This is a genomic window from Actinoplanes sp. NPDC051859, assembly GCF_044452725.1.
Taxonomy (GTDB): Bacteria; Actinomycetota; Actinomycetes; order Mycobacteriales; family Micromonosporaceae; genus Actinoplanes.
The window spans coordinates 19,721-41,583 of the sequence record NZ_JBITBX010000013.1 but is presented as its reverse complement, the minus strand read 5'-3'; the positions used below and the strand labels follow the sequence as shown (position 1 = coordinate 41,583).

Sequence of the window (21,863 nt, the reverse complement as noted above, 5' to 3'; positions counted from 1 at the left end):
ATCTGTCAGGGGCAGTTGACTCTCTGTCGAAATGGTGCTGATAATGCTAGCACTATGAGGTGGGTAATCGATCACACGTCGCGGGAGCTGCTTCCGTACCAGGTCGCCCGCTGCGTCCGGCAAGGAGTGGCCTCGGGTGAGCTGGCGGTCGGCGAGCAGCTGCCGCCGGCCGCCGAGTTGGCTGAGGCGCTGGCAGTGGACCGCAACACCGTGCTGGCCGCCTATCGCCAGCTTCGTGACGAGGGCCTGCTCGAATTCCGCCGGGGCCGTGGTGCACGGGTGGCGTCGGCAGTGCCCGAGCCGTCGCCGGTGCTCCACGCCGCCCACGCCCTGGTGGCCGAGGCGCGCCGGCATGGCCTTGGCCGCAGTGATCTGATCCGACTGATCGAGCGGCTGACGTAGCCGGCGGGACGAGAGAGGACAGCCTGATGACGACATCCGCCTTCGCCGGTTCCGGCCGGCATTCGGCCTATACCGGACGGGTTACGAACTGGCCCATGGTGGCGCTGAGCGTCGCCTTGGTCGTGCCGCTGGTGGCCCTGAGCGCCATGACGGCGGCTGGCCGCAGCGAACTCGTGCTCCTGCTGCTGCTTATCGTCGTGGGGGTGCTGTTGGAGGTGCTGACCGGCTCCAGCGTGCGCACTGCGGCGGGCCCCCACGGCGTGACGGTCCGCTTCGGTGTCCTCGGCTGGCCGCGCTGCACATACCGGATCGCGCAGATCGCCCACGCCGAGGTCATCAACCTGAAAGCCTGGTCCGTCGTGTACGGCTTCTGGTGGACTCCGCGCCGCACCTGCTGCACGCTGCGCTCCGGGCCGACGCTGCGCCTGACGCTGCACTCCGGTCGTACCGTAACCGTCACGGTGCCGGACGCCCCGGCGGCCGTCACCGTCATCCGCGACGCCGCCGGACACTGATCATGAAGGCGATAGTCGCAGTTCTCGCCACCGCCGCCACGCTGTTGCTCGGTTCGGCCGCGGCGGCCGAACCGCCGCCTCGGTGGCCCTCCCGGACGCACGCCGAATCTGACATCCGGCTGACATTGCCTCGGCCGACCGGGCCGGAGCGGATCGGCACCGTCTCGCTGCATCTGGTGGATTGGTCCCGGACCGATCCGTGGGTGCTGGCCGTGAAGGCCCGCGAGCTGATCGTGCAGATCTGGTATCCGGCGCGCAGTGTCCACGGCCACCCGCGCGCGGATTGGGTGTCGCCGGGCGTGGCGGCCCTCGTCAACCCGCCGGGAAGCGGCTTTGCGCTGCCGACCACGCACGGACACCTCGGCGCGCCAGCCGCCCCCGGCCGCCGGCCGGTCGTGCTGTACTCACCGGGCTACGGCGGACTGCGCACCGGGAGCACAGCGCTCGTCGAGGATCTGGTCAGCCACGGTCTTGTCGTCGTGACGATCGACCACACCCATGACGCTCAGTTCGTCGAATTCCCGGACGGACGGATCGCGACCCACGCGATCCCGCCACTGGCCGATGACGAGGCGGCGGCGCTGGACCGGGTGCTCAACGTGCGGGTGGCCGACACGCGTTTCGTACTCGACAAGCTGACCGCAGTCAGTCGCGGGCGCAATCCCGACGCTTCGGGCCGGGCGTTGCCGAGAGGACTCGCGCGCGCCCTGGACCTGTCCCGGGTCGGGATGTTCGGGGCGTCGTTCGGCGGTGCCACATCGGCCGAGACGATGCTGGCGGACCGGCGGGTCAAGGCCGGGCTCAATCTGGACGGTTCTTTCTTCGGCCGAGTCCTTGTCACCGGCCTGGACCGGCCGTTGCTGATGATGAGCTCCGACACCGGGGATCCGGCGGACACCACCTGGGAGCAGATGTGGTCTCGGCTGCGCGGCCCGAGGTATTGGATCCAGCTCAAGAACGCCGGACATCTGTCCTTCACTGACTCCCAGGTCCTGCTGCCGCAGGTCGGAACGCCTGCACAGGACAGCGAACCGCTGATCGGCAGCATCGACGGCGAACGGTCCATCGCCGTCCAGCGCCCGTACGTGCGGGCGTTCTTCGACAAGCACCTGCGCCACCGCGGCGGCCGCCTGCTGGCTGGTCCGTCAGCTCGGTACCCGGAGATGCGGTTCCTGCCGGATGATCGCCGTGGCCGGTGACGCGTAGGCCGGCCACGGCGATCGGGGAGACCTGGGTCAGCGGCCGTTCTGCATGTGCAGGGGGCCGCAGATCGCCGGGGACGTGGCTTCCAGCGGCAGCTTCGGGTCGAGGTCGCTCTTGCCGGCGCCGAAGTCGTACTTGCCGTTGCCGTTGCGGTCGATGCCGTGCACGACGATCACCGCGTTGTTCATCCGGATTTGCTTCGCCACCGCGGCGCTGACCTTGACGTCGCGCTTGTAGGTGAAGCTGCCCTTGGGGGCGGTGGGGAACCGGTCCACGGCGAGGCCGCTGGCCGGGGTGGTGTCGCCGGAGGTGGTCAGCGAGACGGCGATGTCGCCGTACGCGTGGTGTCCTTCGGTGGTGTTGATGATCTTGTCTTTGTTCATGTCGGCGGCCATGGTCGGGCACGTGCCGTGCCCACCGGTGTGAATGTGCATGGCGTGCGGCATTTTCGCCAGGACGCCCTTGGCGGTTACCCAGACGGTGGCGGTCTTGCCGTGCAGCTCGACGCGTGCGGTGCCGCTGGCGCCGGAGGCGTTGAGAGCCTTCAGCTTGCCTGTGGCAACCGTGCCGTATCCGCTGTGGCTGGCGTGGCTGTCGTTGTTGGTCCCGGCCACGGCGGCGGTGCCGAGCGCGGCGACGGCGCTGACCGCTACGAGAGAGCCGAAGATGGTCGTGCGTGTAGTCATGATGTCCCAAATTCCTGCACTGATGATTCTCGGCAGCCTCCTCCCGTAGAGGCCCTGTCCGCGCCAGTAGATCACCTGAAAAGGATTTAAAGCTTCAAAACGCCCAGAGCGGAATAAACCTTTCGGCGCCATGCTGAAATCCCTGCCCCGGTGTTTCTCAACCGGTGTGGCTGGCTGCCGATCCAAGTGCCACCCGTCGTGGGTCGGCACCCGTGCTACCGGACGGCACCCGTTCAGGTCCTTGGGGTGCACCCCGCGACCGTGAATCTTCTTCCCATGCCCGGCCGACAACGGCTGGACAAACGCGGGGGAGAACACGATTTTGCGTCGCTCGGCCATCTCGAAGACCGTCCTGTCGCTGACCGCCCTGTTCGCTGGTGCCGCCGCCGCTCTGGCCGGCCCGACCTCTGCCGCTCAGGCAGCCCCCACCGCCGGGTGCACGACTGACGCCAAGCTGGTTCCCTCGTGTGGCGTCCTGTGGGGTGCCGCCGCCGGTGGCTTCACCACGGCCCCGCGGGACAAGGCGTTGCAGGACTGGGAGAAGCTGTCCGGTCGTACGGCCAGCATTTTCCACACGTACCACAAGGGTGACGAGCCGTTCCCGACCAAGTCGGAGATGGCGATGGCCCGTGACAAGGCTCGTCCGCGGGTGCTTCTGATGAACTGGAAGATCGCGTACGGCTCGTCCTGGGCGAAGGTCGCCAAGGGTGAGCAGGATGCCCGGATCGACAAGTTCGCCGCCCGTGTGAAGGCCAGCTTCCCGGAAAAGTTCTTCCTGGTGCTCAACCACGAGCCGGAGAACGATGTGAAGGCGCGCAAGGGTTCGGGCTGGGAGGCCAAGGACTTCGCCGCGATGTACCGGCACACCATCCAACGCCTGCGCGCGCAGGGTGTGGATAACGCGATCAACGTGATGGCGTACATGGGTAACGAGAAGTGGATGGCCCAGTCCTGGTGGAAGGACCTGTACCCGGGCGACGACGTCGTCGACTGGATGGGTCTCGACTCCTACGTGTCCGCCGAGAAGGGTGCGTACCACCACGGGACCTTCTCGCACCTGCTGGACCGTAAGGCGAAGAACGGGCCGACGTTCTACGACTGGGCCGCCACGCAGCACGCCAGCAAGCCGTTGATGATCGCCGAGTGGGGTGTCTACCACCGGGTCGGCAAGCGTGCTGACAAGACCGCCGGGTTCAACAGCGTCCTGCCGGAGCTGGCGAAGCGCCCGCAGATCAAGGCCATCGTCTACTTCGACACCGCCAAAGACGACCAAGGCGACCGCGACATCAGCATCAACTCCACCCCGGCCAACCTGACCGCATTCCGCACGCTGGCCGCCAACCCGCTGTTCAACGTCACCATCTCCTGACCCGTACGTGCATCGAGCCGCCCGGCAGCTGCCGGGCGGCTCGACGCCGTTTGCGGCGGTGGAAACCCCGGTCCGCCGCGACCCCCGATAACCGTTTGCCGGCGGCAAACTTGCCGTTTTGATGTCGATCTTGCGGGAACGCTGCGCACATGCCAACCCAGCCGGAGTACGCACCACCGCCGACACCACCTGCGCCGGCGCGCCGAGTCGCAGCGAGGCCTCGATGGCTGGTGCCCGCGCTGATCGCTGTTCTGGCGCTGTTTGCCGTGTCGTTGCTGTTGGCGCGTTGCGGTGCCGATGACGCCGCCCAGCTCGCCCGATCTCGTCCCCCTGCACCGGCCGACAGACCCGCCGCCGATCCCGCACCGCAAAGCGGCACCGTCATCGCCGGCGACGCTGATGTCCTCGGCGCCGAGAACCTCGAGAAACTGCGCGCCAGCAACAACGTCGCCGCCAACGGGCGCAGTGTCCGGGTCCAGTCTGTGCCTGCGGATGAAGGATTTTGGGTTGGCCCGGACGACCGTGACCGGTTGTGGGTGCAGCTGACGGGAACACACGGCGAGTCGGTGTTCAAGGTGGAACGCGGCGACACGATCAGCTTCAAAGGCGCCGTACGCCGCGTGACGACGGACTACCTCAAGATCTCCGGCGTCACGGGGGTAGAAGGCATCCACCAGTTGAAGGAGCAGGGCTATTACCTATCCGTACCGGCATCGAGTGTCAAACTCTTCTGACGGTAACGATCCATCGGGCAAGATCGGTGGCACGATCCGTCTCGTCTGCATGGGCGGATCTGTGTGGGGACTACGAACTGCGTACCCGTGGATGTCCCCTGGACGCTTCTCGATCCTGCACCCGTCTTCATCTCTGCGACCCCGAAGAACGGACAGTTGATCATTCATTACGGGTACGACGCCGGCTCCTGATCGGACTGGGGCGGTTGGCGATGGTGTCGGACCGGTGTGCGGGCGTACGATGCTCCAACGGAGTGCCGGGAAGCCTGGTCGGCGGTAGGTCGACCTATGGAGGCGTGATGAGTGCCCCGCCCGTGCTCCTTCCTTCACCGCGGTACGCCCCGCACTGGGCTGCGGTCCGTGCGTACCGTCGGTTCCGCGCGATGTGCCGCTGGGAGCTGCGATGAGCGTGTCGACCGATGCCGCGATCTCGATCCGCGGTCTGATCAAGAGGTTCGGGCCGGTCGCCGCGCTCGACGGGCTCGATCTGCGGGTGCGGGCCGGGGAGGTGCACGGCTTCCTCGGCCCGAACGGCAGCGGCAAGACCACCACCATCCGGGTGCTGCTGGGGTTGCTCCGCACTGACGGCGGCGAGGTGACGATGCTCGGTGGTGATCCCTGGCGGGATGCGGTCGCGCTGCACCGGCGAATCGCGTACGTGCCGGGCGACGTGACGTTGTGGCCGGGGGTCAGCGGCGGTGAGGTCATCGACCTGCTCGGCCGGATGCGCGGCGGCATCGACCGGCACCGCCGCGACGAGCTGTTGGACCGTTTCGACCTGGATCCCCGCAAGAAGGCCCGAACGTATTCGAAGGGCAACCGGCAGAAGGTCGCGCTGATCGCGGCGCTGGCCTCGGACGCCGAGCTGTTGCTGTTGGACGAGCCGACCTCCGGGCTGGATCCGCTGATGGAGTCGGTGTTCCAGCAGTGTGTGCACGACCTGAAACGGCAGGGCCGCACGGTGTTGCTGTCGAGCCACATCCTGGCCGAGGTCGAGGCGCTGTGCGATCGCGTGAGCATCATCCGGGCGGGCCGGACGGTGGAGGCGGGCACACTTGCCGAGTTGCGGCATCTGACCCGAACGTCGATCGCCGTGCAGACGGCCCGGCCGCCGACGGGGATCGACGCCCTGCCCGGGGTGCACGACCTGGTGGTGGACGACCATCAGGCCCGGTTTGATGTGGACACCGCGCAGCTGGAGCCGGTGCTGCAGCACCTGGCTGCGCTGGGTGTGCGCGGCTTGAGCAGTTCGGCGCCGACGCTGGAGGAGTTGTTCCTGCGGCACTACGGCAACGGAGCGGCGTCGTGACCGGCGCGGGACTGCTGCTGCGGTTCCTGCTGCGGCGGGAACGGTACCGACTGCCGTGGTGGCTGCTCGGGGCGACGCTGCTGGTGCTGATCCAGTCGGTGCAGAGCCAGAACCTGTACGACACTCCGGAGGACCTGCAGCGGTTGCGGGCCACGATCGGCGGCAACGCCGCGGTGCTTGCCATGAGCGGACCGCGCGAACTGCTCACCTCGATCGGCGGGGAGATTGTCTTCGAGATTTTCGGGTTCGCGGCGATCGTGGTCGCGCTGATGAACATGTTCCTGATCGGCCGGCACTCCCGCGCGGACGAGGAGTCGGGCCGCGCCGAGCTGATCCGCTCGGGATGCACCGGCCGGCATGCCCCGCTGGCGGCTGCGCTCGCGCTGGCCGTCCTGGCCGACATTACCGTCGGGGTGTTGGTGTTCGCCGTGGCTGCGGGGACCGGGCTGCCGGCTGGCGGTTCCGTGCTGTTCGGTGCCGCACTCGCCGGGGTGGGACTGACTTTTGCCGCGCTTACGGCCGCATTTGCCCAGGTCTTCGAGAACACCCGCACGGTGTACGGCACGACGGCGGCGCTCCTCGGTGCCGCGTTCATGCTGCGCGCCGCCGGGGACGTCGGTGCTGGCACCTTGTCGTGGGCGTCGTCGATCGGCTGGGGGCAGCGCACGTTCCCGTACGCCGCGGATCGCTGGTGGCCGCTGCTGCTGCCACTGGCCGCGTCGGGGATGCTCGGCGGGCTCGCTGTGCTGGTGGCGAACCGTCGGGACTTCGGTGCGGGCCTGATTCGGGCGCGACTGGGCCGGGCCGACGGTTCCCGAGCCTTCCGGAACGCGTACGCCCTGGCCTGGCGCCTGCAACGAGGGACGCTGATCGGCTGGGCGGGCGGCCTGTTCCTGCTCGGCGTCGCGTACGGCTCGATCGGCGACACCATGGAGCAGTACGTGCGCGACAACCCCGAGATCGCCAGGCTGTTGCCGGGTGGCGGGACAGCGATCGTCGACTCGTATCTCGCGTTGACGACCGGCTTCTCGGTGCTGCTCGGGGCCGCGTACGGGGTCGTCGTCGTGCTGCGCGCCCGGGCTGAGGAGACCGAGGGGCGGGCGGAGCCCGTACTGGCGACGGCGACCAGCCGCGCCACCTGGCTGGGCGGGCACCTCAGCGTCGCGGCGGCCGGCACCGCTCTGGTGCTGCTGGCCTACGGCGTGGGCGCGGGCGTCTCCTACGCGCTGACGGTCGGCGACGCCGGCCAGGTGCCGCGCCTGATCGGCATCGCGGTGGCGTACCTGCCCGCGGTGTGGGCGATCGTCGCTGCCACGACGCTGCTGGCCGGCTGGGCGCCGCGATACGCAGGGGCGCTGATGTGGACGGTCGTCGGATACTGCGTGGTGATCACCTTGTTCGCGGACTCGTTCGACCTGCCCGGCTGGACTCGCACCCTGTCACCGTTCGCGCACACGCCGAAGGTGCCGCTGGACGACCTCACACCGACTCCGCTGCTGGTGACCACGGTGTTCGCCGCCGCGGTGACGGCCGTCGGATTGTCCGGGATCCGCCGCCGCGACATCGGCTACTGACCGCACCCTAAGGCCGGAAGCGGTAGCCCATGCCGGGTTCGGTGAGCAGGTGCCGCGGATGCGACGGGTCGGTTTCGAGTTTGCGGCGCAGCCGGGCCATGTACTGGCGCAGGTAGTTCGTCTCGGTGGCGTACTGCGGCCCCCAGACGTCCTTGAGCAGGGCGGTGCGGCTCAGCAGCCGGTCGGGGTGGCGCAGCAGATGTTCCAGCAGTTGCCATTCGGTGGGGCTCAGGTGCACATCGGTGGCGCCGCCGGTGACGCTGCGGGCGGCGAGGTCGATGGTGTGTACGCCGATCGTCGCGGTCGGCGGGGTCTGGTCGGTGGGTTGGACGCGGCGGGTGACCGCGCGGATGCGGGCGAGCAGTTCGTCGACGCTGAACGGTTTGGTGATGTAGTCGTCGGCGCCGGCGTCCAGGGCGGCGACCTTGTCCTCGTTGCCGGCGCGGCCGGACAGCACGATGATCGGCACGGTGGTCCAGCCGCGCAGGCCGCGGATGACGTCGTCGCCGTCCATGTCGGGCAGCCCGAGGTCGAGCACGATCAGGTCGGGGCGGTGCCGGGTCGCGGCGTGCAGGGCGCTGCGGCCGTCGGGTGCGGAGTCGACCTCGTAGTTGCGGGCGCGCAGGTTGATGCTCAGGGCGCGCACGATCTGGGGTTCGTCGTCGACGACGAGAATCCTGGTCATGCGGCGTCCGCCACCGGCAGCGAGACGATCATGGTGAGGCCACCTCCGGGAGTGTGGTCGGGGGTCAGGGTGCCGCCCATCGCCTCGGTGAGGCCACGCGCCAAGGCGAGGCCGAGACCGACACCGGTGTGATTGTCGCGGTCGCCGAGCCGCTGGAACGGCAGGAACACGTCGTCCCAGCGGTCTTCGGGAATGCCCGGGCCGTGGTCCACCACCCGGATCTCCACGTACGCGGCGAGCGCGCTGGCCGTGATCACCGGCGGCCGCTCGGGTGGGCTGTGCCGCAGGGCGTTCGCGGCGAGGTTGACGATGACGCGTTCGAGCAGGCCGGGGTCGGCCCGCAGGTCGGGGAGATCGTCGGGGACATGCAGGCGGATGATGCGCGCCTCCGGGCCGAGGTCGTCGAGCGCGTGCGGCAGGATCTCGTCGGCGCCGATGTCGGTGGCGGCCACGCCGAGCGCGCCGGCTTGCAGGCGGCTCATGTCGAGCAGGTTGGTGACCAGCCGGGTGAGCCGGTCGAGGGATTCGTCGGCGGTTTCCAGCAGGGCGGCGCGGTCGGCGTCGTCGAAGTGCACATCTTCGGCGCGCAGGCCGGCGACGGCGGCCTTCGCGGAGGCCAGTGGGGTGCGCAGGTCGTGGCTGACGGCGGCGAGCAGTGCGGTGCGCATCCGGTCGGCCTCGGCGAGCGGCTTCGCAGTGGCGGCCTCGGCGGCCAGCTTCTCCTGGCGCAGCGCCAGGGTGGCCTGGGCGGCGAACGCTTCGACGATGCGCCGGTCGCTGGCCCGCAGCGGTCTACCTTTGAGCAGCATGGTGAGGTTGTCGTCGGCGCTGACTTCCGCGTCCGCGTCGGCCGCGCGCAGGCAGGCGGGCTGCCCGGCCTGGGCGGCGACCGTCCCGTGGTCGAGCAGAGTCACCGAGTCGAGGGTGAAGATCTCCCGGAGCCGTTCCAACAGGGCGGGCAGCGGCCGTTGTCCGCGCAGGACGCTGCCCGCGACGGTGGCGAGGGTCTGCGCCTCGGCGGCGGCATGGGCGGCGTGCCGGGTCTGCCGGGCGGCGGTGTCCACGACCCAGCTCACCGCGGCGGCGATGATGACGAAGATGGCCAGGGCGAGCAGATTCTCGCCTGCCGCGATGGTGAATCGGCCCACCGGCGGGGTGAAGAACCAGTTGAGCAGCAGGGAGCCGGTCACCGCGGCGAGCAGCGCCGGCCACAGTCCGCCGATCAGCGCCACGCCGACGATGGCGGCGAGGAAGACCAGGATGTCGTTGGTCAGCGACAACCCGGTGCCGATCTTCAGCAGCGCGGTCAGGGCCGGAAATCCGATGAGTACGGCCAGGAAGCCGGCGAGTCGGCGCCGACGCGACAACGCCGCCGAGGACTGCCGATCCCGGCGGCCACGTCCGGCGCGTTCGTGGGTGACCAGGTGCACGTCGATGGAGCCGGACAGGGCGGTGGTGGTGACCCCGACGCCGGCGGAGAACAGTTGGGCGAAGCGGCCGCGGCTGGAGGCGCCGAGCACGATCTGCGTGGCGTTGACGCCGCGGGCGAAGTCGAGCAGCGCGCGGGGCACGTCGGCGCCGACAACCTGGTGGTAGCTGCCGCCGAGGTCCTCGAGCAGGACCCGTTGCCGGGCCAGGGCGGCCGGGTCGGCGCCGGCGAGTCCGTCGTTGCGGGCCACGTGCACGGCCAGCAGGTCGGCGCCCTTGGTGCGGGCGGCGATCCGCGCGGCCCGCCGGATCAGCGTCTCGCCCTCGGGACCGCCGGTGAGCGCGACGACGACCCGTTCCCGGGTCTCCCAGGTGGTGTCGATGCGGTGGTCGGCGCGGTACTTGCCGAGTTGTTGCTCGACCTTGTCGGCGAGCCACAGTAGGGCCAGCTCGCGCAGGGCGGTGAGGTTGCCGGTCCGGAAGTAGTTGCCCAGTGCGGCGTCGATCTTCTCGGGCCGGTAGATGTTGCCGTGCGCCATCCGGCGGCGCAGCGCCTCGGGGGTCATGTCGACGAGCTCGACCTGCTCGGCGGCGCGGACCACCGCATCCGGGACGGTTTCGCGCTGCTCGACGCCGGTGATCCGGGCGACCACGTCGTTGAGCGAGGCGAGGTGCTGAACGTTGACCGTGGTCAGCACCGAGATCCCGGCGTCGAGCAGGTCGTGCACGTCCTGCCAGCGTTTGGCGTGCCGGCTGCCCGGCACGTTCGTGTGGGCGAGCTCGTCGACGATGGCGACCTCGGGCTGACGGGCGAGCACCGCCGCCAGGTCCATCTCGGTGAACCCGGCTCCCCGGTACTGCACCTCGGCCCGAGGGATCACCTCCAGGCCACCGATCATCGCCGCGGTGTGCTCCCGGCCGTGCGTCTCCACGAAGGCGACGACGACATCGGTGCCGCGTCCGGCGCGCCGGTGCGCCTCTTCGAGCATCGTGTACGTCTTACCGACGCCCGGAGCGGCGCCGAGATAGATGCGCAGTTCTCCACGTGCCACCGCCGCGCCGTCTCCTTCCTACTTGCCGTCTAGCGCCAGGTTCAGGGTCAGCACGTTGACTCCGGGCTCGCCGAGGAACCCGAGCGCCCGGTCGTCGGTGTGCTCCTCGATCAAGGCTCGCACCCGGTCGGGGCTCAGCGCACGTTCCCGCGCGATCCGGGCCACTTGCAGATCGGCGTACGCGGGGCTGATGTGCGGGTCGAGTCCGCTGCCGCTGGCGGTGACCGCGTCCGCAGGGACGGCCGGCACAGCCGGTACGTCGCCGCGGATCGGGGTGATCACCGCGCCCAGCGCTTGGTAGTCGTCGCCGACCTTGGCCGGCTCGACGGTAACTCCTTGATAGCTGGCGAGGAACGGGGTGCCGGTCTGGTTGACCGACACGACCCGGGTGGCCGGCCCGGTCAGGCCGTCGCGGTGGAAGACGGCCAGGACGGCGCCGACGCCGTCCGCCGTGCAGTACGGCCGGCGACCGTCGACGCCCTCGAGCGAGCCGACCGCGGCACTGCGGGCGCAGACCTGGGTGAGCAGGCTCTGGGCGGCCTCGTCGGGATTGTCGGCGAGGGTGTCGACGATGCTCTCCGGACCGAGGTTGCTGGCGGCGGTCGCGGTGGGGTCGTAGCCGTCGCCGGCCGCGGACGGGCGGCTCTGGAAATACCGGGGCTCGGCGGTGCCGTCGGGGCGGGTGAACGCCTGCCCGATCAGGCGGCTGCCGACCGGGGTGCCGCCGGCGGTGACCAGAGAGCCGTCGGTGCGGTCGGCGAGGCCGGGAACCCGGCCGACTGCGACCATGGCGAGCGGGTAGGCGAGGCCGAGCAGGACGGTGAAGACGAGCAGCGCGCGCAGCGCCGCTAGATGATGGGTGAGCCAGGCAGGTAGTCGCATGTCATATCCCGGGAATGAGCTGGATGAGCAGGTCGATGAGCTTGATCCCGACGAACGGGGCGATGACCCCGCCGAGACCGTAGATCAGCAGGTTGCGGCGCAACAGTGCGCTCGCGCCGGCCGGGGCGTAGCGCACACCGCGCAGGGCGAGGGGGATCAGCGCGACGATGACGAGCGCGTTGAAGATGACCGCAGACAGGATCGCCGAGCCGGGGGAGTGCAGCCGCATCACGTTGAGCGTGTCCAGGCCCGGGTACACCGCGGCGAACATGGCCGGGATGATCGCGAAGTACTTGGCGATGTCGTTGGCGATCGAGAACGTGGTCAACGCCCCCCGGGTGATCAGGAGCTGCTTGCCGATCTCGACGATCTCGATCAGCTTGGTCGGGTCGCTGTCGAGGTCGACCATGTTGCCGGCCTCCTTCGCGGCCGACGTGCCCGTGTTCATCGCCACGCCGACGTCGGCCTGAGCCAGCGCCGGCGCATCGTTCGTACCGTCGCCGGTCATCGCGACCAGCCGCCCACCCTGCTGTTCGCGTCTGATGTAGGCCAGCTTGTCCTCGGGCGTGGCCTCGGCGAGGAAGTCGTCGACGCCGGCTTCGGCGGCGATCGCCGCCGCCGTGCGCGGGTTGTCGCCGGTGATCATCACCGTCCGGATGCCCATCCGGCGCATGGCGTCGAAGCGTTCGCGCATCCCGGACTTCACGACGTCCTTGAGGTGGATGACGCCGAGTGCCCGCGCGGGTTGCCCGGCGACCTGCTCGGCCACGACCAGGGGCGTGCCACCGCTGGCACTGACGGTGTCGACGATCTCGCCGACCTCCTCGGTGGGATGCCCGCCGTGGGCACGCACCCACTTCATCACCGCGGCGGCGGCGCCCTTGCGGATCTGGCGGGCCGGGTGCTCAGCGTCGCCGGTCAGGTCGACGCCGCTCATCCGGGTCTGTGCGGTGAACGGCACGAAGGTGGCCTGCGGGATCAGTCCGGGTTCGCGTTCGCGCAGCCCGAAGTCGTTCTTGGCGAGGACGACCACCGAGCGCCCTTCGGGCGTCTCGTCGGCAAGGCTGGACAGCTGTGCGGCCTCGGCGAGGGTCGCGGCGGTGACCCCGTCCACGGGTACGAACTCAGCGGCCTGCCGGTTCCCCAGCGTGATCGTGCCGGTCTTGTCGAGCAGCAAGGTGCTGACGTCCCCGGCTGCTTCCACCGCGCGACCGCTCATGGCGAGCACGTTGCGTTGCACGAGGCGGTCCATGCCGGCGATGCCGATCGCGGACAGCAGCGCCCCGATCGTGGTGGGGATCAGGCAGACGATCAGGGAGACGAGCACGATGCCGGTGACGCCGTCGCCGGTGATCGCCGCCGTGTCCGGCGCCGCCACCTGCCACGCCTTCGAGAAGATCGCCAGCGGTTGCAGCGTGACGACTGACAGCAGGAAGACCAGGGTGAGCGCGGCGAGCAGGATGTTCAACGCGATCTCATTCGGGGTCTTCTGCCGGTTCGCCCCCTCGACCAGGGCGATCATCCGATCGACGAAGCTCTCACCGGGCTGCTGGGTGATCCGCACGACGATCCGGTCGGACAGCACTTTGGTGCCGCCGGTGACGGCGCAGCGGTCGCCGCCGGACTCGCGGATCACCGGCGCGGACTCACCGGTAATGGCGGATTCGTCGACGCTGGCGATGCCTTCGATCACGTCACCGTCGCCGGGGATGACCTGACCGGCCTCGACCACCACCACGTCCCCCTGCTGGAGGTCAGCGGCGGCGGTCGTGCGGCCGTCGGCGAGGTGCGCGACGGTGTCCTGCTTGGCAGCGCGCAGCGTAGCGGCCTGGGCCTTGCCGCGGCCCTCGGCGACGGCTTCGGCCAGGTTGGCGAAAATGACGGTCAGCCACAGCCAGACCGTGACGGCCCAGGCGAGCACGCTCGGATCGGCAACGGCCAGAACCGTGGTAAAGGCAGCGCCGACCTCGACGATCAGCATGACCGGGTTACGCCACAGGGTGCGCGGGTCTAATTTGGACAGGGCGCCGGGCAGGGACTGCCACAGTTGGGCGGGGTCGAGCAGTCCCGCGCCCACCGGGCGTTGCCGTACGGCCGGGCTCGGCTGCTCGACGGGTGGCTTGTCGAGGGTGGGGATGGTCATGACAGGCCCTCCGCGAGGGGTCCGAGAGCGAGAGCGGGCAGGAAGGTCAAAGCGACCAGCACCACGGTGACGCCGGCGACCATGCCGACGAACAGCGGCTGGTGGGTGGGCAGCGTGCCCGCCGACTCGGGCACCGGCTGCTGCCGGGCCAGCGAGCCAGCCAGCGCCAGCACCAGCACGATCGGCAGGAAGCGACCGAGCAGCATCGCCAGACCGAGGGCGGTGTCCCACCACGGCGTGTTGACGGTGATGCCGGCGAACGCGGATCCGTTGTTGTTGCCTGCGCTTGTGAACGCGTACAGCACCTCGGACAGACCGTGCGGGCCCGTGTTGAGGGCGGTCGTGTTGTTGCCGGTGGCGAACGCCAGCGCCGTACCCGTCAGCACGATCGTCGGGGTGACCAGGAAGGAGAGCGAGGCGAGCTTGATCTCCCGCGCCCCGATCTTCTTGCCCAGATATTCCGGGGTCCGGCCGACCATCAGTCCGGCCACGAACACGGTGATGACCGCGAGGATCAGCAGGCCGTACAGGCCCGCGCCGACCCCGCCGGGGGCAACCTCGCCGAGCATCATGTTGACCATCGGCATCATGCCGCCCAGCGACGTGTACGAGTCGTGGAACGAGTTCACCGACCCGGTCGAGGTCAGTGTCGTGACGGCGGCGTAGGCGGCCGAGTTTGCGACGCCGAATCGGGTCTCCTTGCCCTCCATGGCGGCGCCGACCGCCTGCGGGAGGGTGCCCGCTCCGCCGGTCTCGAAGGCGACGGTCAGGGCGAGGCTACCCAGAGCCAGCAGCGCCATGACCGCAGCGATGGCGTAGCCCTGCCGGTTCTGCCCGAGCATGCGGCCGAACACCCGGGGCAGGCTGAACGGGATCAGCAGAATCAGGAACAGCTGCAGCCAGTTCGTCCAGGTGGTGGGGTTCTCGTACGGGTGCGCGGCGTTCACGTTGTAGAAGCCGCCGCCGTTCGTACCCAGTTCCTTGATGGCCTCCTGGGAGGCGACCGGCCCGCCGGTGATGTGCTGGGTGGCGCCGGTCAATGTGGTGACGTCGGTGCCGCCGGACAGGTTCTGCACCATCCCCGCGGCCATGAACACGATCGCGGCCAGGACGCTGATCGGCAGGAGGACTCGCAGGGTGAGCCGGGTCAGGTCGACCCAGAAGTTGCCGAGCGCGTCGGTGCCCCGCGCGGCGAACCCGCGCACCAGGGCGACCGCGACCGCGATGCCGACGGCGGCAGACACGAAGTTCTGCACCGCCAGCCCGGCCATCTGCACCAGGTGACCCATGGTGGACTCACCCGAGTACGCCTGCCAGTTGGTGTTGGTCACGAAGCTGACCGCGGTGTTCCACGCCAGGTGATCCGGCAGCGCATCGAAACCGAGCGACAGCCACAGCTTGTCCTGCACCCGCAGGAACAGATAGAGGAACAGGATCGACACGGCGGAGAACGCCAGGACGCTGCGGGCATAGACGCCCCAGCCTTGCGGGGCACCCGCGTCGACGCCGACCAGGCGATAGACGCCACGTTCCACGGCGTGGTGCCGGGTGCCCGACACGACGCGGTACAGGTAGTCGCCGAACGGCCGGTACACCGCGATCAGCGCGAGCACCAGCGTGGCGACGAACAGCCAGCCGGCCATCAGAACTTCTCCGGGAACAACAGGGCGGCCACCATGAAGGCGCCGAGCAGCACGGCCACGATCAGGCCGGCGAGGTTGACGGCGCTCACTGGCGTTCGACCGCCCGGGTCAGCACGGTCAGCGCGGCGAACAGCGCCACCGTGAGCCCGACGAACACGAGATCAGCCACGGGTTACTCCTTGACGAGGGGTTGCCATCGGTTCTGGGAAAAGCACACACCGCCCGGCGATCTTTGGTAACCGTCGTTAACGCGTCGTCTACGGCCACCCGCCGATCGTTAACGGATCTTTGACGCCGTACCCGCGAAGAAAGTGAACAGCGCCACACCTGCCCCGTCCCGGCCCGCAGGACCGGCCCTTCCGGGCAGCGGCCGAACGGCAACCGGATTCCTCATCCCGCAGGGGTGAGGAACCGCGCGCTGGACATCGCTGCCGCGTCCGTGCTGCACGTCCGCCTGCGGAGCCCCCTCCGCCCCGATGACGAGCGTGGATGACAATCAGCCCGCAGGGATGAGCCGGGTCGGCCGCCTGCACGGGCAGTCGGTCAGCGTTAGTGCACGGTCGAAGGCCGGCCAGCGCAGCGCTGAGCGCGGCCTCGTGATCATGACTTCGACATCCGTCTGTCACCCATTCGGCGCTCTGTCGGCCGGTCGCCCGGAGAACCCCTGACCAAGGGCAGGATCGCATTGGTGGCTCTGCGGCCGGGGTTGGCGCGAGGGCTGCCATCGATGGGTGGAAGACCGTCAGGTACGGGCCGTCAACCGTAACCATCCGATCAGGGCATCCTGCGGCCACGCGACACCACACCCCGGTCCAGCGGCACTACCGTCACCTCACGCCCACCGCAGTCCGCGGAAATGCCGGCCGTTCCGGCATCTCGGGCAACCCGTTCACGCCCTGCCACAGGGTCGCTTTGCCATGCGCACGTTTCGAAGGAGATCGATCGGGTGAGCACTTCCATCGACCGCCCCACCGCTACCGCCGACATTCCCCGCCAACCTGACGGTGACACCGACTTCGTGCTGCCGGAGCTGCGGCCGATCTGGTGGGACACCGGGGTACGGGCCCGCGCCGAAGCGGGCATCCTCGGCGTGTTCGCCGAACTGCCCGGCTTGGCGACTCGGGCGGTCAAGGTCGCCTGGCGCGCCGACCGGCTGCGCACGCTGATCGTGGCCGCGGTGACCGTCGCCGCGGGGGCGATGGCCACGTTCGGCCTGCTCGCCACCCAGCGGGTCCTGGTCGAGTTGTTCGCCGGCGGCCCGACCACCGACCGGGTCGAGGCGGCCCTGCCCGCGTTGCTGCTGCTCGGTGCCGCCACCGCCATCCGCGGTGCATTCGGCATCGCCACCGGGTACGCGCTCAACGGCCTGACTCCGCGGGTCAACCAGGAGGTGGAACGGCGTCTGTTCGAGCACACCACTGCCGTACGCCTGGAAGCCTTCGATGACGACGAGTTCTCCGAAGGCATGGAACGTGCCACCCGTGGCTCGGAAGCGGCGATGGAGCTGGTGGAGAACACCATGAACCTGTTCGCCGGCGTGGTCAGTCTGCTCGCCGTCACCGTCGCCGTGGTGGTGATCCACCCGCTGTTGCTGATCGCGCTGCTGGTCGCGACTGTCCCGACTGCCTATGCGGCGTTGCGGGCCGGGCATGAGCGGTTCAAGTCGTACCTGGCCGGGTCGACGCGGCGGCGCCGCAAATGGGTGTTGCAGCAGCTCATGGCCGAACGGGTATCGGCGCCTGAGCTGCGCTCGTACGGGCTGCGCACCTTTCTGCTGGGCCAGCACGACAAGGTGATGGGCGCACAGACCGACGTCGATCTGGCCCTGGCGCGGCGGGTCACCACGACCACCGCGCTCGGCTCGGCTACCGGCGGCTTGGCCCTGGCCGGTGTCTACACCCTGCTCGGCATGCTGCTGATCGACGGCCGCATCCCCCTCGCCGCTGCTGCGACGTGTGTTGTTGCGGTGCAGGCTGCGCAGCGGGCTTTGACGCAGACTGCGTTCCAGATCGACCGGGTGTTCGCCTCCGGCCAGTTCTTCAACGAATACGTACGCTTCCTCACCCGAGCCGACGCCTACCTGCCTTCCCCGCCCGTCACCGCGGCGCCGGCGCCGGAAGCCCTGCGAGAGATCACCGTGCGGGGAGTCAGCCTGACCTACCCCGACCGGGACCGGCCCGCCGTCGACGACGTGACGGTCACCATCCGCGCCGGCGAGACGATCGCTCTGGTCGGGGAGAACGGCTCCGGCAAGTCGTCACTCGCCGCCATGATCGCCGGGCTGCGGGAACCCAGCAGCGGCACCATCGCCTGGAACGAGCGTGCGCTGCCGCTGTGGGACACCGACGCGCTGCGCGCCCGGATCGGCGTGGTCCTGCAGGAAAGCCACAAGTGGCCGTTCACCGCGGCCACGAACATCGCCATGGGCGACCTCTCGACACCCGCAGACCGCGGCCGCATCGAACGGGCCGCGACGCTGGCCGCCGCGCACGACATGATCCTCGAGCTGCCGCACGGCTACGACACCCTGCTGGACCGTACGTTCAAAGACGGCCAAGACCTGTCCGGCGGCCAGTGGCAACGCATCACCGCCGCCCGAGGCTTCCTGCGCGACGCCGACCTGCTCATCATGGACGAACCATCGTCCGCGCTCGACCCTCGCGCCGAGGATCAGCTGTTCCAGTCGCTGCGCAGTCGGCAAGGGCAACGCACCACCATCCTGATCACCCACCGCCTCGCCAACGTGACCCACGCCGACCGCATCCTCGTCATGCACGACGGTGTCCTCGTCGAAGCCGGCACCCACAACGAACTGATGCGCGCGAAGGGTCGCTTCGCTGAGCTGTTCACTTTGCAGTCCCGCGGCTACCAGCCCAGTGCCGAGCAATGACTAGCGTCCGCCCACACCCGCGTAGCGACGACCCGGGCCTGACAGCGACAGCAGAGCAGTTCTTGTCGGATGTGGCCGCTATCGTCGCGACCAATCCAGTCCGGCGACAGCCGACGGGTGGGGAGCTTAGGAGGCGAGAGTTGACTCATCGTGTCGACCGGGCGGGCCCGCTGCTCGCTCGGTCGGAAATCGGCGAAGACTCAACGCAAGCTCAGACCGTCGCCACGATCCTGCATACCAGCAGCCTTACCGACCACGCCCCGACAACCGCGTGCCCGACCCGGTGCACACGCTGCACCGACGAGGAGAAGCCATGACCGAACGCCACCGCAGCATCGTGGACGTGCACCTCGTCCTGCGCCGTTCAGGAAGGATCGTCATGCTGCGCCGGGCGAATACCGGTTACGGCGACGGCATGCTGCACCTACCGAGTGGGCACCTGGAACGGGGCGAGTCGGTCATCGAGGGGATCGTCCGCGAAGCCTCCGAGGAAATCGGGGTGGCCCTCGAGCCGACGGCAATACGGTGCGTGCACGTCATGCACCGTGGCGCTCCGGGTGAGACCGACCGGGTCGGGTTCTTCTTCGAAGCCGATCGGTGGGCCGGTGAGCCCAGCAACGCTGAGCCGGGGAAGTGCTCGGAGCTGTTGTGGGTGGACCCGGCCACCTTGCCCGAGGACACGATCGCTTATCCGGCTGCAGGTATCAGGCACATCGAGGCGGGGGTGCCCTTCTCGGTGTTCGGCTGGAGTGACACCGGGATCTAAGGCAACGACCGGGTGGGGCGGCGCCGACCGCCTCGTCGGGCCGGGCTGACTGACTGCATGTGGCCGGCCCGGAAATTCCCGCTGTTATTCGCTGGCGCGCAACACGTCGGTTAGACCAAACTTCAGACCAACGCCGGCGGAGCTGAAGCCCAGCTCACAAAAGCGTTGACGAATACAGTAGGCGTCGGTCATCCTGATTGCCGACACCGCACCAGAGCCTTCGAGGGGAGTTGAACCGTCATGTCTTTGCAGTCGAACTGTGTGATCGCCCAACCGTGGGCGATGTATGGCTTCGCCAAGCGCAACGTGGCGGTGAAGCTGCACATCCGAGGGAGCGAACCCAGTCGTGACCTGGAGCGGTGGAGCGGGTAGCGCAGAAATATCTGCGTTCACGCCGCCCACCTTGCAGCGCCGAGGACCGGGCGGCTTTTTGTTTTTCCAAATCCGTTTACGGGTGTAGCTCAACGGTAGAGCACCGGTCTCCAAAACCGAAGGTTGCAGGTTCGAATCCTGCTTCCCGTGCGTGCCCTGAATGCGTTCAGTGGAATTGTTCTCTCTCAACTCAACAGTGGATGGCATGTATATTCGGCAGCCCCTTTCGGTGGGGTTGTCGGCGATCCGGCGTGGCTGCGGAAGGTTCGTGGCCGCGCCGGGTGTGACCGGACCTCGGGAGACGGCAAACCTCCTCATTCTCCGAGTAGGAGACTCGCGGGGTCCGGACACAACTTGGGCTTGTGGCGCGGTGGAAGCGCACCGGTGCGGCAGACCGGAGGTCGGCGGTTCGAATCCGTCCAGGTCCACGTGGCAGGCACCGCCCATTCGGGCGGGCTTGACCCCTGTCGACCTCCGGGCGGGCGACGCGCCGCCTTGAATCCTGCACCGCCAGCGCCCAGTGCGGGTTCGACTCCCGCTCGCGGTACGTCTTGCCTTCGCCCGACGGGACGGGCCTCGCCCTGGTACGGCGGGCATCGCGGGTTCGAGCCCCGCCGAAGGCTCTACGCCCCCTGAAGGGCGTGATCTGTGGCTGTAGCACAACGGTCAGTGCGCCGCCTTGCCATGGCGGAGACCGGGGTTCGACTCCCCGTAGCCGCTCGTGTCCAGCAACGACGATGACGATGACATAGGAAGGAGGTGGACCCGGTGACCGCGGTCCTCGTGCTCAACGCCGACCTCGGCCCTTTACACCGGGTCTCCCTCAAGCACGCGATTCGGATGCTGTGCCGCCAGGTCGCCGAGATCCACGATTCGGAACCGGACCGGCTCATCGGCGTCTACCCGATGCCGAAGGTCGTGCGGCTGGTCGCGTACGTGGTGACCCGATGGCGGCATGGTCGCGGCCCGGCATGGTCGCGGACCGGCGTTCTGGCCCGCGACGGCCGGCGCTGCGCCTACTGCGGCAAGCCGGGCACCACCATCGATCACGTCCTGCCGCGTTCGCGCGGCGGGTCGAACTCCTGGCTGAACACCGTGGCGGCCTGTGGCCGCTGCAATCAGCGCAAGGGTGACCGGACCCCGGCCGAGGCCGGGATGCCGCTGCGGACCGCTCCCTGGGTTCCCAGCTGGTCCGAGTTCACCGCGCGCTGACGAGCCTGGCCGGCGGGATCCGCTACCCCCGCCGGCCGGGCACTCTGCGAGCTGGTGCAACCGGCAGCACACCCGGCTCTGACCCGGACGATGGAGGTTCGAATCCTCCGCTCGCAGCTTTGCCCTCGTAGCCCAACGGCAGAGGCGGCGGTCTGAGGGACCGTCTAGTGCGCGTTCGAATCGCGCCGAGGGCACGACACCAACCTGCCCGGGTAGCCCAATGGTAGGAGGCGGCTGGCTTAGAACCAGCACAGTGCGCGTTCGAATCGCGTCCCGGGTACGAAGCACGATTGGGCCTGTAGCTCAGCGGGGAGAGCGTCCGTTTTGCACGCGGAAGGTGGTCGGTTCGAGTCCGATCAGGTCCACGCATGTCGATGTAGCTTTTCCGTCATCGACGTACTGGAGGGTTGGCCGAGAGGTAAGGCTGCGGCTTGCTAAGCCGTCGACAGGGCTCCGGTCCTGCGCAGGTTCGATCCCTGCACCCTCCGCACCGTCTCGCCGTGGCCTAGTGGGTAGGGGCGCCTCGCTGATAACGAGGAGGACGCAGGTTCGATCCCTGCCGGCGAGACCAATGCCCCTGTAGCTCAGCGGATAGAGCACCGGATTACGGATCCGGGGGTCCGAGGTTCGAATCCTCGTGGGGGCGCGCATGTTTCATCGGGATGTGGCGCAGCTTGGTAGCGCACCGGTCTGGGGGACCGGGGGTCGTCGGTTCAAATCCGGCCGTCCCGACGCAGGGGGTTCGCACGAGCCCGCACCTGGAGGAGCCAGCCGATGTGGTGACGGCACCCCGTTCGAAGCGGGACGAGCTCAACAGCCTTGGGGGTTCAACTCCCTCCTCCTCCGCGTACCAATAAAAGACGCAGGCCGATCGGTGCCGGCCGCGGCCTTGAAAGCCGTCGTCTCCGCTATGCGCCGTTAGCTCAGTCTGGTCAGAGCAGGGGCCTCTTAAGCCTCGGGTCCACAGTTCGAATCTGTGACGGCGCACGTCTTTATCT

The 21,863-nt window shown here is 68.9% G+C and carries 18 protein-coding genes and 14 tRNA genes; 25 read left to right on the top strand and 7 right to left on the bottom strand.

Features of this window, described 5'->3' with window-relative positions:
* The first annotated feature begins 54 nt into the window (after positions 1-54).
* From ACIA1L_RS27885 to ACIA1L_RS27875, 3 genes are read left to right on the top strand one after another with little or no spacing between them, the layout of a single operon-like run.
* Complete coding sequence (locus ACIA1L_RS27885; protein ID WP_396075934.1) at positions 55-402, top strand: GntR family transcriptional regulator; 348 nt, start codon at positions 55-57, stop codon at positions 400-402.
* A 26-nt stretch (positions 403-428) separates the two neighbouring features.
* Positions 429-917 (top strand): hypothetical protein, encoded by a 489-nt coding sequence (locus ACIA1L_RS27880; RefSeq protein ID WP_396075933.1) that lies wholly within the window; start codon positions 429-431, stop codon positions 915-917.
* 2 nt (positions 918-919) lie between these two features.
* Positions 920-2,116, top strand: a complete 1,197-nt coding sequence (locus ACIA1L_RS27875) for an alpha/beta hydrolase family protein (protein WP_396075932.1) — start codon at positions 920-922, stop codon at positions 2,114-2,116.
* A gap of 36 nt (positions 2,117-2,152) precedes the next feature.
* Here the strand turns inward: ACIA1L_RS27875 and ACIA1L_RS27870 are convergent, their stop codons facing one another.
* Positions 2,153-2,806: a hypothetical protein gene (locus ACIA1L_RS27870; RefSeq protein WP_396075931.1), complete on the bottom strand. Its 654-nt coding sequence runs from the start codon at positions 2,804-2,806 to the stop codon at positions 2,153-2,155.
* Positions 2,807-3,128: 322 nt separating this feature from the next.
* On the opposite strand from ACIA1L_RS27870, the gene ACIA1L_RS27865 reads away from it, so the two are divergent.
* The 4 genes from ACIA1L_RS27865 (at position 3,129) to ACIA1L_RS27850 (ending at position 7,792) form a co-directional block, all read left to right on the top strand.
* Positions 3,129-4,175, top strand: a complete 1,047-nt coding sequence (locus ACIA1L_RS27865; RefSeq protein WP_396075930.1) for a glycoside hydrolase family 26 protein — start codon at positions 3,129-3,131, stop codon at positions 4,173-4,175.
* Positions 4,176-4,405: 230 nt separating this feature from the next.
* Positions 4,406-4,909 carry a hypothetical protein gene (locus ACIA1L_RS27860; RefSeq protein ID WP_396075929.1) on the top strand — a complete coding sequence of 168 codons (504 nt, stop codon included), beginning with the start codon at positions 4,406-4,408 and terminating at the stop codon, positions 4,907-4,909.
* A gap of 403 nt (positions 4,910-5,312) precedes the next feature.
* A complete protein-coding gene (locus ACIA1L_RS27855) occupies positions 5,313-6,218 on the top strand; it encodes an ATP-binding cassette domain-containing protein (RefSeq protein WP_396075928.1) in 906 nt (301 codons plus the stop codon).
* Complete coding sequence (locus ACIA1L_RS27850) at positions 6,215-7,792, top strand: ABC transporter permease (protein ID WP_396075927.1); 1,578 nt, start codon at positions 6,215-6,217, stop codon at positions 7,790-7,792. Before ACIA1L_RS27855 ends, ACIA1L_RS27850 begins: the two co-directional genes overlap by 4 nt.
* Before the next feature lie 7 nt (positions 7,793-7,799).
* Here ACIA1L_RS27850 and ACIA1L_RS27845 read toward each other — a convergent pair whose 3' ends face one another.
* From ACIA1L_RS27845 to ACIA1L_RS27820, 6 genes are read right to left on the bottom strand one after another with little or no spacing between them, the layout of a single operon-like run.
* Positions 7,800-8,477, bottom strand: coding sequence for a response regulator (locus ACIA1L_RS27845; RefSeq protein ID WP_396075926.1), 678 nt, complete (start codon positions 8,475-8,477; stop codon positions 7,800-7,802).
* Positions 8,474-10,957 carry a DUF4118 domain-containing protein gene (locus ACIA1L_RS27840; RefSeq protein ID WP_396075925.1) on the bottom strand — a complete coding sequence of 828 codons (2,484 nt, stop codon included), beginning with the start codon at positions 10,955-10,957 and terminating at the stop codon, positions 8,474-8,476. Before ACIA1L_RS27840 ends, ACIA1L_RS27845 begins: the two co-directional genes overlap by 4 nt.
* Before the next feature lie 18 nt (positions 10,958-10,975).
* Positions 10,976-11,839 (bottom strand): potassium-transporting ATPase subunit C, encoded by an 864-nt coding sequence (locus ACIA1L_RS27835; protein WP_396075923.1) that lies wholly within the window; start codon positions 11,837-11,839, stop codon positions 10,976-10,978.
* A gap of 1 nt (position 11,840) precedes the next feature.
* The gene (kdpB, locus tag ACIA1L_RS27830; RefSeq protein ID WP_396075922.1) at positions 11,841-13,982 is read right to left on the bottom strand and encodes a potassium-transporting ATPase subunit KdpB; all 2,142 of its coding nucleotides are present in this window, start codon (positions 13,980-13,982) and stop codon (positions 11,841-11,843) included.
* Positions 13,979-15,625: a potassium-transporting ATPase subunit KdpA gene (kdpA, locus tag ACIA1L_RS27825; protein WP_396075921.1), complete on the bottom strand. Its 1,647-nt coding sequence runs from the start codon at positions 15,623-15,625 to the stop codon at positions 13,979-13,981. Before kdpA ends, kdpB begins: the two co-directional genes overlap by 4 nt.
* Positions 15,625-15,714: a potassium-transporting ATPase subunit F gene (locus tag ACIA1L_RS27820; protein ID WP_396075920.1), complete on the bottom strand. Its 90-nt coding sequence runs from the start codon at positions 15,712-15,714 to the stop codon at positions 15,625-15,627. The genes kdpA and ACIA1L_RS27820 overlap by 1 nt, the downstream gene beginning before the upstream one ends.
* A gap of 857 nt (positions 15,715-16,571) precedes the next feature.
* On the opposite strand from ACIA1L_RS27820, the gene ACIA1L_RS27815 reads away from it, so the two are divergent.
* The 18 genes from ACIA1L_RS27815 to ACIA1L_RS27730 all read left to right on the top strand — a co-directional run bounded on the left by ACIA1L_RS27815 (position 16,572) and on the right by ACIA1L_RS27730 (position 21,852).
* Positions 16,572-18,515 (top strand): ABC transporter ATP-binding protein, encoded by a 1,944-nt coding sequence (locus ACIA1L_RS27815; RefSeq protein ID WP_396075919.1) that lies wholly within the window; start codon positions 16,572-16,574, stop codon positions 18,513-18,515.
* Positions 18,516-18,828: 313 nt separating this feature from the next.
* Positions 18,829-19,281 carry an NUDIX domain-containing protein gene (locus ACIA1L_RS27810; protein WP_396075918.1) on the top strand — a complete coding sequence of 151 codons (453 nt, stop codon included), beginning with the start codon at positions 18,829-18,831 and terminating at the stop codon, positions 19,279-19,281.
* A 240-nt stretch (positions 19,282-19,521) separates the two neighbouring features.
* Positions 19,522-19,653: a hypothetical protein gene (locus ACIA1L_RS27805; protein WP_396075917.1), complete on the top strand. Its 132-nt coding sequence runs from the start codon at positions 19,522-19,524 to the stop codon at positions 19,651-19,653.
* A gap of 78 nt (positions 19,654-19,731) precedes the next feature.
* Positions 19,732-19,803 (top strand) — tRNA-Trp (locus tag ACIA1L_RS27800).
* Between the two features lie 206 nt (positions 19,804-20,009).
* A tRNA-Ala gene (locus ACIA1L_RS27795) sits at positions 20,010-20,081 on the top strand.
* Between the two features lie 125 nt (positions 20,082-20,206).
* Positions 20,207-20,276 (top strand) — tRNA-Thr (locus tag ACIA1L_RS27790).
* Positions 20,277-20,301: 25 nt separating this feature from the next.
* A tRNA-Gly gene (locus ACIA1L_RS27785) sits at positions 20,302-20,373 on the top strand.
* 48 nt (positions 20,374-20,421) lie between these two features.
* Positions 20,422-20,865: an HNH endonuclease gene (locus ACIA1L_RS27780; protein WP_396075916.1), complete on the top strand. Its 444-nt coding sequence runs from the start codon at positions 20,422-20,424 to the stop codon at positions 20,863-20,865.
* A 45-nt stretch (positions 20,866-20,910) separates the two neighbouring features.
* Positions 20,911-20,982 (top strand) — tRNA-Gln (locus tag ACIA1L_RS27775).
* Between the two features lie 4 nt (positions 20,983-20,986).
* Positions 20,987-21,059: transfer RNA gene (locus tag ACIA1L_RS27770), tRNA-Leu, on the top strand.
* 12 nt (positions 21,060-21,071) lie between these two features.
* A tRNA-Leu gene (locus ACIA1L_RS27765) sits at positions 21,072-21,145 on the top strand.
* A 12-nt stretch (positions 21,146-21,157) separates the two neighbouring features.
* Positions 21,158-21,230, top strand: a tRNA-Ala gene (locus ACIA1L_RS27760).
* 36 nt (positions 21,231-21,266) lie between these two features.
* Positions 21,267-21,353, top strand: a tRNA-Ser gene (locus ACIA1L_RS27755).
* A gap of 6 nt (positions 21,354-21,359) precedes the next feature.
* Positions 21,360-21,436, top strand: a tRNA-Ile gene (locus ACIA1L_RS27750).
* Positions 21,437-21,438: 2 nt separating this feature from the next.
* Positions 21,439-21,511: transfer RNA gene (locus ACIA1L_RS27745), tRNA-Arg, on the top strand.
* A 12-nt stretch (positions 21,512-21,523) separates the two neighbouring features.
* Positions 21,524-21,597: transfer RNA gene (locus ACIA1L_RS27740), tRNA-Pro, on the top strand.
* 28 nt (positions 21,598-21,625) lie between these two features.
* Positions 21,626-21,711, top strand: a tRNA-Ser gene (locus tag ACIA1L_RS27735).
* 66 nt (positions 21,712-21,777) lie between these two features.
* Positions 21,778-21,852, top strand: a tRNA-Lys gene (locus ACIA1L_RS27730).
* The last annotated feature ends 11 nt before the right edge of the window (positions 21,853-21,863 follow it).

Excerpts from the sequence above, each read along its gene's own strand:
- ACIA1L_RS27835 (WP_396075923.1), bottom strand. The coding sequence starts at position 11,839 with ATGCGACTACCTGCCTGGCTCACCCATCATCTAGCGGCGCTGCGCGCG.
- ACIA1L_RS27880 (WP_396075933.1), top strand. The coding sequence starts at position 429 with ATGACGACATCCGCCTTCGCCGGTTCCGGCCGGCATTCGGCCTATACC.
- ACIA1L_RS27885 (WP_396075934.1), top strand. The coding sequence starts at position 55 with ATGAGGTGGGTAATCGATCACACGTCGCGGGAGCTGCTTCCGTACCAG.
- kdpA (WP_396075921.1), bottom strand. The coding sequence starts at position 15,625 with ATGGCCGGCTGGCTGTTCGTCGCCACGCTGGTGCTCGCGCTGATCGCG.
- ACIA1L_RS27845 (WP_396075926.1), bottom strand. The coding sequence starts at position 8,477 with ATGACCAGGATTCTCGTCGTCGACGACGAACCCCAGATCGTGCGCGCC.
- ACIA1L_RS27805 (WP_396075917.1), top strand. The coding sequence starts at position 19,522 with ATGTCTTTGCAGTCGAACTGTGTGATCGCCCAACCGTGGGCGATGTAT.
- ACIA1L_RS27870 (WP_396075931.1), bottom strand. The coding sequence starts at position 2,806 with ATGACTACACGCACGACCATCTTCGGCTCTCTCGTAGCGGTCAGCGCC.
- kdpB (WP_396075922.1), bottom strand. The coding sequence starts at position 13,982 with ATGACCATCCCCACCCTCGACAAGCCACCCGTCGAGCAGCCGAGCCCG.
- ACIA1L_RS27875 (WP_396075932.1), top strand. The coding sequence starts at position 920 with ATGAAGGCGATAGTCGCAGTTCTCGCCACCGCCGCCACGCTGTTGCTC.
- ACIA1L_RS27855 (WP_396075928.1), top strand. The coding sequence starts at position 5,313 with ATGAGCGTGTCGACCGATGCCGCGATCTCGATCCGCGGTCTGATCAAG.
- ACIA1L_RS27810 (WP_396075918.1), top strand. The coding sequence starts at position 18,829 with ATGACCGAACGCCACCGCAGCATCGTGGACGTGCACCTCGTCCTGCGC.